This is a genomic window from Autumnicola lenta, from assembly GCF_031846515.1.
Classification (GTDB): domain Bacteria; phylum Bacteroidota; class Bacteroidia; order Flavobacteriales; family Flavobacteriaceae; genus Autumnicola; species Autumnicola lenta.
Genome location: NZ_JAVRHO010000020.1, coordinates 26370 through 38912 on the forward strand (window position 1 = coordinate 26370; position 12543 = coordinate 38912).

Below are 12543 nucleotides of genomic sequence, written 5' to 3' on the forward strand. Positions count from 1 at the left end.
GGCTGAAATGTCAAATATTGATATAGGTTAAGTGAAGCAGTTAAACCCATATTAAAAGTTTAAATTTGACGGTTTTGAAGCGCCTAAACCTTAACTTTTATCTGAATAAAAAATAAACAAGATGAATTTAGAAGGAAAAACACTTATTATAACCGGAGCATCTAGCGGAATTGGAGAAGCGACAGCCAAAAAATTAGCTCAGGAAGGAGCAAATGTTGTATTAAGCGCGCGCCGTGAAGAGAGATTAAAATCTTTGAAAGATGAAATCGAAAAGAATGGGGGAAAGGCTTTGGTAATTTCGGGAGACGTCACCAGTAAAGAAGATTTTAAGAAAATTGTATCAGCAACTTTAGAAGAATTCGGAAGCATTTTCGGAATTATAAATAATGCAGGATTAATGCCACTTTCATATATAAAGAACCTCCATACAGAGGAGTGGGATAAAATGATAGATGTAAACATTAAAGGAGTAACGAACGGTGTAGCCGCAGTTCTGCCCACTTTGATGGAGCAAAAAAGCGGACATATAATAAACATTTCTTCCAGCGCCGGAAGAAAATATTATCCTGGTGGTGCAGTTTACTGTGCTACAAAAGCAGCGGTAAAAATGTTTACTGAAGGCCTTAGAGCAGAATTAGCTCCACATTTCGGAATTAATGTAACTTCTATTGATCCGGGTTTTGTATCCACAGAATTAACAGATACAATTACCGATGATGAAATCAAGAAAGATATGGAGCCAATGTTTAAAGAATTAACGCCCTTGCAGGCACAGGATATTGCAGATGCGATTTACTATTCTTTAACCCAGCCAAAAAGAACGAACATTAATGATGTCTATATTATGCCAACAGACCAGGCACAATAAAAGTACAGGCTAGAATTAGAAAGAGGTTGTTTGGAATTTCCGAACAACCTCTTTTTTATTTTAAATAATTTGCTCAAAGCACCTAAACTTTTACAACCATTTTCCCCTTATTTTTTCCTTCAAAGAGATCCAGAAAAGCTTGCGGAATTTCTTCAAATCCTTCAACTATAGTCTCTTCATATTGTAGTTTATCTTCTTTTAACCATTCCGAAAGTTGTTTTATTGCAGGCTGAAAATCTTCGGCATAATCTCTAACTGTAAAGCCCTGCATTAAAATACTACTTTTAATTAAAAAAGGTTCAAGCCGGAGTCCTGTAGGTTGCTCTTCAGCATTGTAAATAGAAATAGCACCACAATTTATTACACGGCCAAACTTATTCATATTCAACACTGCCGCATCCAGTATTTCACCGCCAACGTTATCGAAGTAAACATCAATTCCGTTTGGACATGCCTTTTTAATTTCCTGCTTTATATTATCTGTAGTTTTATAATTTATACCTTCATCAAACTGAAATTCCTCGGTTATTTTTTTGATTTTCTCGTCGCTGCCGGCAATTCCCACTACTTTACAACCTTTTATTTTGCCTATTTGGCCCACAATGCTACCAACAGCACCGGCCGCTCCTGAAACCAAAAGAGTTTCTCCTTCTTTCAATTTACCTATTTTCTCCAGTCCCAGATAAGCTGTAATACCTGTGAGACCGAGTATGCCTAAATAAGCCGATAAGGGAGCATTATCTTTGCTTATTTTGTTAAGCCCTTTGCCATCTGAAACCTGGTATTCCTGCCAATCCAACATGCCGCTTACAAAGTCTCCTTTGCTGAAGTTTTCTTTTTTGGAATCCTCAACTTCAGCAACGACCATAGATTCCATTGGTTCGTTCAATTTAAATGGTGGGATATAAGACTTTTCATCCCGCATTCTTCCTCTTAGATATGGGTCTACAGAAACGTACAACGCCTTGAGAAGAACCTCTCCCTCGCCGGGTTGCGGCTTTTTTGTTTCTTTTGTTTCAAAATCATTAAGGGAAGGTTTTCCTTCCGGTCTTTTTTTCAATACAATATATTTATTCATAATAATCTTTTTTACTTTCTCCTAAACTACGTTCATTAGAGAATATTACCAAAGGTGTCCTCATAATTAAATCTTCAGAGGTCAGTATTCAATTTCATACCTTAAAAGTCAAGAAAATTAGGGAAATTATGAATATTTTCAAGGGTCAAAATCTCCTAGAGTTCTCTGATTGGTTAAAAACAGATGGAGCTTGTAAAGAATACCTGGCGGGGATTAAATGGAATGATGGTTTTATGTGCCGTAAATGTGGTCATAAAAATCCCAGGTAAAAAAGGATTTCTCAAGGACCTGCAATATTTGTTCGCACCAGTAATCCGCTACTTCCAAAACCCTTTCCATAAAGTCAAGTTTGGCGTGCGCAAGGCTTTTTTTATCGTCTTCGGGATGGCTACCAGCACCTAAAATCTTTCGGCGAGTTATGTTTCTGTACGTTTCGGGGTGACAGAAAAGACAGCGTGGCTGTTTATGCACAAAGTTCGGGAAGCCATGGAAAGCAGTGGTAACGATACTATGGATGGAACTGTCCACGTTGATGAATTTGTTCTGGGTGGGCATGAAAAGGAAAAAATCGGCAGAAGTTATAAAGCCAGGAAAAAGAAAGCGATAACGGCTGTTGAGCTAACGAATGATGGCAAGATCAAGAGAATGTAGGCAATGCGTATTGGTGATTTTTCGGCCAGATCCCTACAATATATCTTTGTTGATCATATCAGCCGTGACGCTAAAATAACAACAGATAAATGTCTCGGTTATAGGCCGATTGCAAAAGCGTGTGATTTTCTGGTTTGAATTTCAAGACCTTGCACACAAAGATCCATCAAATCAAATCCTGGATAAGAACAACATATTTTTTTGGGTCAGCGATTTCAATATCAACAGATATTTTAATAAATTTTGTTTTAGGATCAACCGCTCAAAGAGTAAGGCCACAATCTTTGATAATCTATTAACCAAAATGGTCAATAAGGACAAAGTGTATCACAAACAAATTATATGTAACTAACAACTGACTTCAAAAACCTTTATACTTACGGTTTATATTTATTATAATTTCTTAAAGCTTACATCTTTAGAGGATTATCTAAGAAAATGAGTAAATAGGTATATCTTAGAAAAAAATTTACGTAAAAACTCTTTCTAATTTTGTTTTTCAAATAAGTAAGTTTGCCGAGACTTTTAAGTATGTTGAATTTATGAATAAAAAGATAACTATAGCTATAGACGGATTTTCTTCTACAGGGAAAAGTACTATAGCAAAGCAGCTTGCAAAGGAACTGGGCTATATTTATGTTGATACCGGAGCGATGTATCGTGCGGTTACTTTATATGTAATGCGCCATCTTTTCGTGACAGAGACCAACTTTGATGAAGAAGCAATTCTTCGTCACTTGCCGTTTATTAACCTAAGGTTCGTTTTCGATGAAAAATTGGGTTATGGAGAAATCTATCTGAATAAAGAAAATGTGGAAAAAGAAATCCGTTTAATGGAAGTTTCCAACAATGTAAGTAAGGTGGCGACGGTTTCTAAAGTGAGGGAGATGCTGGTACAACAACAGCAGGAAATGGGAAAAGATAAAGGTGTGGTGATGGATGGCAGGGATATTGGAACTGTTGTTTTTCCCGATGCCGATTTAAAATTGTTTATGACCGCCTCTACGCAAACCCGTGCAGAAAGAAGATATAAAGAATTATGTGAGCGTGGTGAAAATGTAGCGTATGAAGATGTGCTTAAAAACGTAAAAGAAAGAGATTATATGGATTCTACCCGTGAAGATTCTCCTCTGATTATGGCCAAAGACGCTATAGAAATTGATAATTCTGATTTAACTCTGGAGGAACAGTCACAAAAAATTATGGAATTAGCCAAAGAGGCTATCGCTGCTGCACAAAAAAAGTAGTTAATCTTATTGAAAATCAGTTGTTTTTAATCTTTATCTTCAGAATAGGTTGTGAATTGGCTTTTTAGTTGTTTCAGTTTATCTATTTCTTTCAGAAATTTTTAAAATGATCTTCAAAAGATAAGTTTATAGGTTTGAAATTCAGAAATTAAGTTGTATTTTTGCGCTCCTTTTTGGCAATTATCCGGGAGAGCAAAAAGGGCTGAAAATCAAATACTAAAATCACTTCTGTGTTTTTAATTGCAGAATTTCTTCCGAAGAAACACAGGATACAAATATTATTATCAGCAATGGCTGAAGAAACAAACAAACAAGAATCTCAGGAATCTAACGCACCTGAAGTTCAGGAAGTGGCTGGAATGGCTACAGATTCACAACCGGAACCTGTTGCTCAACAACAAAATCCTGAACAATTCCTTAAAGAATTCAACTGGCACAATTATGAAGAGGGCATAGACCCAATTGATGACCAGAAGCTGGAAGAATTCGAAAAATTGGTAGAAGAGAATTTCGTAGATACACTTAATGATGAGGTTGTTACGGGAACTGTGATTAACATTACAGATCGTGATGCGATTATCGATATCAACGCGAAAAGTGAAGGAGTTATTTCTTTAAATGAATTCCGTTACAACCCGGATCTTAAAGAAGGAGACGCTGTTGAGGTTTTAATTGATGTTCGTGAAGACGCAACAGGACAATTGATCCTTTCTCACCGTAAAGCCCGTGTTATCAAGGCTTGGGAACGAGTAAACAAAGCACATGACGAAGGTCTTATTGTAAACGGATTTGTAAAATGTCGTACCAAAGGTGGTATGATTGTAGACGTATTTGGAATCGAGGCGTTCTTGCCAGGTTCTCAAATAGACGTTAAGCCAATTCGTGACTACGATGCTTATGTAGGTAAAACAATGGAATTTAAGGTTGTGAAAATCAACCACGAATTCAAAAACGTTGTTGTTTCTCATAAAGCGCTTATCGAAGCCGATATTGAAGAGCAGAAGAAAGAAATCATCGGTCAGCTTGAAAAAGGTCAGGTACTTGAAGGTACTGTTAAAAACATCACTTCTTACGGAGTATTTGTTGACCTTGGAGGTGTTGACGGACTTGTACATATCACCGATCTTAGCTGGTCAAGAATCAACCATCCAAACGAGATTGTTGAGCTAGACCAGAAACTTAACGTGGTAATTCTTGACTTCGATGAAGCTAAAACAAGAATCCAGTTAGGTCTTAAGCAGTTGAGTCAGCATCCTTGGGAAGCACTTGACAATGAGCTTAAAGTTGGAGATAAAGTAAAAGGTAAAGTAGTTGTAATCGCAGATTACGGTGCATTTATCGAAGTTGCTGAAGGTGTTGAAGGACTTATCCACGTTTCTGAAATGTCCTGGAGTACTCACTTACGATCTGCTCAGGATTTCGTAAATGTTGGAGATGAGGTTGAAGCTCAAATCCTTACTTTAGACAGGGAAGACCGTAAAATGTCCCTTGGTATCAAGCAATTGACTCCAGACCCATGGACAGATATTACTTCTAAATATCCTGTAGGTTCCAGACATTCTGGTATTGTACGTAACTTCACCAACTTTGGTGTGTTCGTAGAACTTGAAGAAGGAATCGACGGATTGATCTATATCTCTGATCTTTCATGGACCAAGAAAATCAAACATCCATCAGAATTCACTAATGTAGGTGATACTCTGGAAGTGGTTGTATTGGAACTTGATGTTGAAGGACGTAAACTAAGTTTAGGTCACAAACAAATTGAGAGCAATCCATGGGATAAATACGAAGATGAATTCGCTGTAGGAACTACTCATACTGCTGAAATTTCTGAAATCGTAGACAAAGGTGCTACTATCGACTTTAACGAAGATATTACTGCATTTGTTCCACAGAGACACCTTGAAAAAGAAGACGGTAACAAACTGAAGAAAGGTGAATCTGCAGAATTCCAAATCATTGAATTCAATAAAGAATTCAAGAGAGTAGTGGCGTCTCACGCTGCTGTTCACAGAGAGGAAGAGCAGAAGATCGTTAAGCAGGCTGCGAAGAAAGCTGCCGCGCAAAACAGCTCAAACACCACTATTGGTGATGTTAATGCAGATCTTCAGGCATTGAAAGACAAAATGGAAGGAAAATAATCCTGATATTTTATAACAATGAAAAGCTCTCTGGGAAACCAGGGAGCTTTTTTTATATCTAATAATTTAAATCGAAAAAATTCCCAGGTCCTCGAAAAGGGTGCAGCTCAAAATTTGCCAATTTTCGTGCCTCAGAATTTTGTAAGCCAGAGCCTGTCGAAGGCTAAGCTGAAGAATGTCGTTTTATTGTGCTTTCGGAAAAATGCAACTTGATAAGCTTTTTAAACAGGGTCGAAATTTACCAATTTTCGTACTTTATTCTGGTTTTTGTGAGCCATCGCTTGTAGAAGCTAGAGAGTAAAAGTAAGAATGGGCTTCGACAGGCTCAGCCTGACTGTTTTTCCAGGTATTTACACTTATCCCGCTCCATAAGAAAGATTACAGTGGTCGTAGATAAAAGTCAATGTCGATAATTGCCAATTTTCGTGCTTAATTCAAGCTTGTGTCAGCCAGAGCTTGTCGAAGGCTAAGATGAGAATCTTGTTTTTAACCCTTTTGAAATTTCATTAAAAGCTCCTTAGGTCAATGCCGAAAATTGCCAATTTTCGTACCTCATTTTGGAGCAGGATCAAAAAACAGATTGTTCTTCAGAAAAATTTATGCTGAAGTTTCCTGCCATACCTTTTGCAGCACTTCCAAAAAGGTATCTGAAGCCTGCGCGCCTGAAACTGCATATTTATTATTGAAAACGAAGAAAGGAACACCTCTTACTCCAATTCTTTGGGCCTGCAGTTCATCTTCTTTTACCGCAGCAGCAAAATTTGAAGAATTTAAGGCTTCTCTTGCTTCAGTTTCGGCTATACCAAGAAATTTGGCTATTTCAGCAAGCACTTCTTTATCATCAATGTTTTTTGCATCTGTGAAATGTGCTTTAAAAAGTGCTTCTTCCACCTCATTTGCTAAATTTTTGGACTTTCCCAGCTGGATGAGGAGATGTGATTTATAAGAATTTGCCACTACAGAAGTTTCGAGGTTCATTTCCAGTCCGGTTTCTGAAGCCATTTTTTGTGCACCGGCAAACATTTCCTTTGCCTGTTCCGCAGAAATATTTTTAGCCTTTGCAAGGTACTCCAGAGTAGAAATCTCCGGATTCGTCTCGATATTCGCATCAAGCTGAAAGCTATGCCATTCAATTTCTACATCTTCTTTATGCGAAAAATTCTCCAAAGCGCTCTCAAACCTATGCTTTCCGATGTAACAAAAAGGGCATCGAACATCGGACCATATATCTACCTGAATCATAACTTTTGTTTTGTTCAATATAGCATTTTTGTCCCGATTTTTATCCTATCTAAAATAGCACAGGTAAACTGCTTCGGGGCAAGCCCACGAAGCATTAAGAAGAAATAATTTTCGATTTTGAGGCAAGCCTCAGAGCATTAAAATCTCGATTATCGAGTAAATTAGCTATCCTCAAGTATTTTTCGCAGGCCTTCAATAGAAATCGGTTTTACGAGATAATTTGTAACCCTGTTGTAGGATTTAGCCCTGTTTATATCCTCTGGGTCTATAGAGGAAGTAACGATATATATGGTGATCTCATGTTCAGCAGGAATTTGGGTGAACTCATCCAGGAACTGCCAGCCATCCATAATGGGCATGTTGAGATCGAGCAGAATAATATCCGGTAATTTCTCTTTGGCAAGAATGATGGATTTTAGGCCATTAATGGCTTCTTCACCGTTATGGTAAACCATAAAACTATTACAAAAGTCAGCAAACTGCATAATTTTCTTTGCTCCAAATACAAAAATAGGATCATCATCAATTATACAGGCGAGATCAATTTTCTTCATATTTTAAATATAACTTAAATGTTGTTCCTTTACCAACTTCACTTTCTACTTCAATTTTTCCGCCAATAGCTTCGATCTGGTTTTTTGTGATAAAAAGCCCGATTCCGCGAGCGTCTTTATGACGATGGAATGTTTTATACATTCCGAATAATTTGTTTCCATACTTCTTAAGATCTATTCCCAGCCCATTGTCTTCAATTTTTAGAATTGTAAAGTGTTGATTTTTCTTTGCATTAAGTTTAATATAGCTTTTTCTGTCCGGGGATCTGTATTTGATTCCGTTAGTAAGAAAATTAAGCAAAATGCTCTCTACATATGCAGGTATTCCAAGTATTTCAAAATTGGCGTCAACATTATTAGTGATTTTGAGGTTTACTTCTTTGGAAAGCGCAGAAACGTTCTTCGTTGCTCTGTTAATAGCATTCTTCAGGTTAATGGGAAGTAAGTTATCAGCTACTTTAGTATTCATTAGAACAACTTCATTAAGGTGGGCGACGGTTTCCTTCAAATTATCTGAAGCCGTACCCAGTAACTGTACTATTTCATTCTCGGCTGCCTCCGGATGATCCTGTTTGTAAAGATCCAGTAACATCCCGAAGTTCCCGGAGTGGGAACGCAAGTTGTGCGATACAATATGTGCAAAATTCCGAAGGCGCTGGTTCTGGTCTTTCGTTACGTCCAGTAAAGATTTGATCTCCTGTTCTACTTTTTTTATTTCACTAATATCTGCAGCCACTCCCAGGTAACCAATAATTTCATTATTATCGCGTATGGCTGTAAAAGTGAGCTGGACCGGAAACTGTGTGCCATCTTTCCTTGTATAGGTCCATTCGCGGGTGTCATAATCCCCATTTTTGGCAAGGGCTGTAAAAACTTCCCAACCTTTAATTTCCCGACCAAAGTGCGCGCTGAGTTCTTTGCCTATCTCCTCTATTTCTTCCGGAAGATGAACAAGGGCAGGCGATTTTTTTCCTTCCATTTCCTCTCTGGAGTATCCTAATAAGTTTTCGGCTCCACGATTAAAATTTGTAATTATACCATTAATATCGGCACTTATTACACCCACTTGGCTACTTGCTTCAAAAATTCCTTTTAGTTGTGCGAGAGCTTGCTGTAATTTTTTTTCGGCATTTCTTCTCTTCGTAATATCGGTAATATGAGAAACGAAATAAAGAGGTTTGCTTTTAGTATTTCTTACAATTGAAACTGCAAGTATAATATTTACCTGGTATCCTTCTTTATGAATGTACCTCTTCTCCATTTGATAACTATTACCTTTCCCTGAAAACAGGTGCTGTAAATTTTCCAAATCTTTATTTAAGTCTTCTGGATGAGTGATGTCCTGAAATGTTAAATCTACAAGCTCATCCTGCGTGTAACCAACAATATCACACAGGGCTTCATTCACTTCTATCCATTCTCCTTTAAGCCCTACGATGGCCATTCCAATAGCGGCATTCTCGAAATTTCCACGGAAGGTTTGTTCGCTTATTCTTAGTTTATCTTCTGTTTCCTTCCTGGAAGTAATGTCGTGCATCGCCACAACGGCTCCCCTGACATTCCCGTTAGCATCTTTTAACTGCGATCCATTTACACTTACAAGCTTTGCACTGCCATTGCGCTGTTTAATGAGTATTTCCTCATTTTCTATTTTTCCGGTTGCCAATGTTTTTAATAAAGGCGTTTCTTCCTGTGTCAGCATCGTTTTACCGTCTGCAGTAAAGAGACCGTAATATTCTGGATACTTCGAAAGTGGAACGTTTTTGAGAGGAATTCCGTGCCATTTCTTGGTGGCTTTGTTAAAAGAAGTCAGTCTTCCATCCTTGTCACAAGAAATAATACCTACTTCCACATTGTCCAAAATGGTCTGCATTAGCACCTGTTTTTCCAGGTTTTCCTTTTCAGCAGATTTTAAAGCGGTAGTATCGCTGGTATGCATAAGAATACCTCCAATCTGGTTGTTGTTATTGTACCAGGGCCTTACTTCCCAGCTTAACCATTGCTCTTTTCCGTTTTTATCTAAATACCGGTCTTCGTCACTTCTGCTTACAGAACCCTGCAGGGCCTGGCTATGAATCTCACGCCATTCTTCCTTTATATGCGGAAAAACTTCATAATGACACTTACCTATAAGGTCTTTAGCTTCAATATTATTTTCTTCCAGCCACTTTTGGGAAGCTGCAAGATAATTCATGTTCTTATCAAACATGGCAATTGCACTGGGTGCCTGATCTATAAAGAGTTTATTTCTTTCAAATTCTTTTTTTCTCTCCGTAATTTCTTCATGAAAACCTGTCATCCATTCCGGTTTTCCATCAGCAGTCCAGCTTACGACTTTTCCTTTGTCTAATACCCAAATCCATTCTCCTGCTTTATTTTTCATTCGGGCTTCACTTTCATAGAAATCGGTTTCTCCGGCAAAATGTTTTTGAAAAAGCAGGTCACATTTTACCATATCTTCAGGGTGAGCAAACCTCTTCCACGTATTAGGCGATGTGGGTTCGATTTCTTCTAAAGTATAACCAAGAACGTTTGCCCACCGCTCATTGAACTTGGCTTCTCCCGTTTGAATATTCCATTCCCAGACACCTATATTTGTTCCTTCTATAATATGCTCATAACGCTGAAGCTCCTGTATGAGCGGTTGATTTTTATTATTATATTTGGTAACATCTACCAAACCTATAAGGAGCAGGGGATTTTTATTTTGCGCACGTATAATGGTGGTGCGACATTTCATCCAGACAGGGTACCCTGCGGTACTCTGGAGTTTTACAATTTCAGAGTCTTTAATGGACGTAAAATTTAGCCAATTTTCGACCTTGTAGTGATCTTCCGAGTTTACAAAATCCTGCCAGCGATAATTTTGAGAGTCGTGCTCCTGATTAATTCCAAGTACCTCACGAAACTTTGGATTCATCCAACAAATCACAGGATTTTGAAGATCGATTATCCAGGTGCCATCCCTGGAATTTTCCTGAATAAAATCAAAAACAGACTCATTTTCCCTGATGTTTTGATAAAGAACATCTTTTAATTTCTTCTGTTGTTTTTCTTTGTTTTGATGTGAAGCGGTTAACTCCAGAGCTTTTGGAAATCTGGCTCTCATGCAATTGTTAGTTTTAGGCTATAAAAGTAAGGATTTATACGGATAGTTAACTTTCTATTAACATTAAATGCACCAGTGCTCCGCGTAACCTACAAACTTTTTTAAGCCATCCCGACGCGGAAGAAAAAAAATACTACTTTTGTTTTTCAAATACTTCATTTAAAATAAATATGAGTCAGAAAGTCTTATTAAGTTCCAAAGAAATAGACATCATATTGCATCGATTGGCATGCCAGTTAGTAGAAAATCATACCACTTTTGAAAATACTGTTTTAGTAGGAATACAACCAAGAGGTGTTTTTTTAGCATCCAGAATAGAAGACATTCTAAAAAGTGAATATAATATTAAGGAGGTCAGGTCCGGGCAGCTGGATATTACCTTTTATCGGGATGATTTTAGAAGAGGAGAAAAACCACTGGAAGCCAATAAAACGAAAATTGATTTTGTGGTAGAGGATAGAAGAGTGGTTTTTATAGATGATGTTCTCTATACCGGCAGAAGTATAAGAAGTGCTTTAACTGCAATCCAGTCTTTTGGGAGGCCAAGGGAAATAGAGCTACTAACCCTTATCGATCGTAGATTTAGCAGGCATTTACCGATACAGCCAGATTATAATGGCAGACAGGTAGATGCAATAAATGAAGAAAAAGTAAAAGTAAACTGGAAGGAAAATGAAGGTGAAGATGTTGTTTATCTGATTTCAAAATAGAAGAAAATGAGGAGCGAACTAAGTGTGGATCACTTACTTGGGATTAAATATCTCGATAAAGAAGATATAGAGTTAATTTTTAAAACTGCAGATCATTTTAAGGAAGTGATCAACAGGCCAATTAAAAAAGTTCCTTCTCTTCGTGATATTACCATTGCCAACCTTTTTTTTGAAAACAGTACCCGTACCCGCTTATCTTTCGAACTCGCCGAAAAACGTTTAAGTGCGGATATAATAAATTTTTCTGCGGCATCGTCTTCTGTTAAAAAGGGAGAAACGCTTATTGATACAGTTAACAATATCCTTTCTATGAAAGTGGATATGGTGGTAATGAGGCATCCTAATCCGGGAGCAGGAATCTTTCTTTCAAAGCACGTCAATGCAAGAATAATTAATGCAGGGGATGGTGCACATGAGCATCCTACTCAGGCTTTGCTTGATTCTTACTCTATCAGGGAAAAACTGGGAACTGTAAAAGGAAAGAAGGTGGTGATAGTTGGTGATATCCTTCATAGTCGTGTTGCGCTTTCAAATATTTTTGCCCTGAAGCTTCTTGGAGCTGAAGTTAAAGTTTGTGGTCCCAAAACCCTTATTCCGAAGCATATCGAATCTCTGGGAGTGAAGGTAGAAACAAATCTTAAAGCCGCACTGGAATGGTGCGATGTGGCAAATATGCTAAGGGTGCAGAACGAAAGAATGGACATAAGTTACTTTCCCAGTACCAGAGAATATATCCAGCAGTACGGACTAAACAGAAAAATACTTGAAAGCCTGTCCAAAGAGATTGTGGTGATGCATCCCGGCCCTATAAACAGGGGAGTGGAGATTACAAGTGACGTTGCAGATTCCAGCCAGGCCATTATTCTGGACCAGGTTCAAAATGGAGTGGCAGTGAGAATGGCTGTAATTTATTTACTTGCTTCAAAAATAAAGCAATAAT

Annotated in this window: 9 protein-coding genes and 1 pseudogene; 6 read left to right on the plus strand and 4 right to left on the minus strand. The window is 37.8% G+C overall.

What is annotated here, in order from left to right:
• The first annotated feature begins 121 nt into the window (after window positions 1–121).
• Window positions 122–868 (plus strand): SDR family oxidoreductase, encoded by a 747-nt coding sequence (locus RM545_RS13485; protein WP_311495811.1) that lies wholly within the window; start codon window positions 122–124, stop codon window positions 866–868.
• Between the two features lie 82 nt (window positions 869–950).
• Here RM545_RS13485 and RM545_RS13490 read toward each other — a convergent pair whose 3' ends face one another.
• Window positions 951–1946 carry an NADP-dependent oxidoreductase gene (locus RM545_RS13490; RefSeq protein ID WP_311495812.1) on the minus strand — a complete coding sequence of 332 codons (996 nt, stop codon included), beginning with the start codon at window positions 1944–1946 and terminating at the stop codon, window positions 951–953.
• A gap of 128 nt (window positions 1947–2074) precedes the next feature.
• Between RM545_RS13490 and RM545_RS13495 the strand changes: the two are divergent.
• The 3 genes and pseudogenes from RM545_RS13495 to rpsA all read left to right on the plus strand — a co-directional run bounded on the left by RM545_RS13495 (window position 2075) and on the right by rpsA (window position 5988).
• Window positions 2075–2949, plus strand: a pseudogene (locus RM545_RS13495) (IS1595 family transposase).
• A 190-nt stretch (window positions 2950–3139) separates the two neighbouring features.
• On the plus strand, window positions 3140–3844 hold the full coding sequence (cmk, locus tag RM545_RS13500; protein ID WP_311495813.1) for a (d)CMP kinase: 705 nt from the start codon (window positions 3140–3142) through the stop codon (window positions 3842–3844).
• Between the two features lie 290 nt (window positions 3845–4134).
• Window positions 4135–5988 (plus strand): 30S ribosomal protein S1, encoded by a 1854-nt coding sequence (gene rpsA / locus RM545_RS13505; RefSeq protein WP_311495862.1) that lies wholly within the window; start codon window positions 4135–4137, stop codon window positions 5986–5988.
• A gap of 597 nt (window positions 5989–6585) precedes the next feature.
• Here the strand turns inward: rpsA and RM545_RS13510 are convergent.
• The 3 genes from RM545_RS13510 to RM545_RS13520 all read right to left on the minus strand — a co-directional run bounded on the left by RM545_RS13510 (window position 6586) and on the right by RM545_RS13520 (window position 10893).
• Window positions 6586–7248 carry a DsbA family oxidoreductase gene (locus RM545_RS13510; RefSeq protein WP_311495814.1) on the minus strand — a complete coding sequence of 221 codons (663 nt, stop codon included), beginning with the start codon at window positions 7246–7248 and terminating at the stop codon, window positions 6586–6588.
• Between the two features lie 143 nt (window positions 7249–7391).
• Entirely contained in the window at window positions 7392–7784 is a 393-nt protein-coding gene (locus tag RM545_RS13515; RefSeq protein WP_311495815.1) for a response regulator, read from the minus strand.
• Window positions 7771–10893: a PAS domain-containing protein gene (locus RM545_RS13520; RefSeq protein WP_311495816.1), complete on the minus strand. Its 3123-nt coding sequence runs from the start codon at window positions 10891–10893 to the stop codon at window positions 7771–7773. Before RM545_RS13520 ends, RM545_RS13515 begins: the two co-directional genes overlap by 14 nt.
• A gap of 170 nt (window positions 10894–11063) precedes the next feature.
• Between RM545_RS13520 and pyrR the strand changes: the two genes are divergently transcribed.
• Together pyrR and RM545_RS13530 are read left to right on the plus strand one after the other, a co-directional pair.
• Complete coding sequence (pyrR, locus tag RM545_RS13525) at window positions 11064–11603, plus strand: bifunctional pyr operon transcriptional regulator/uracil phosphoribosyltransferase PyrR (protein WP_311495817.1); 540 nt, start codon at window positions 11064–11066, stop codon at window positions 11601–11603.
• Window positions 11604–11609: 6 nt separating this feature from the next.
• Complete coding sequence (locus RM545_RS13530) at window positions 11610–12542, plus strand: aspartate carbamoyltransferase catalytic subunit (RefSeq protein ID WP_311495818.1); 933 nt, start codon at window positions 11610–11612, stop codon at window positions 12540–12542.
• Window position 12543: the final 1 nt, after the last annotated feature.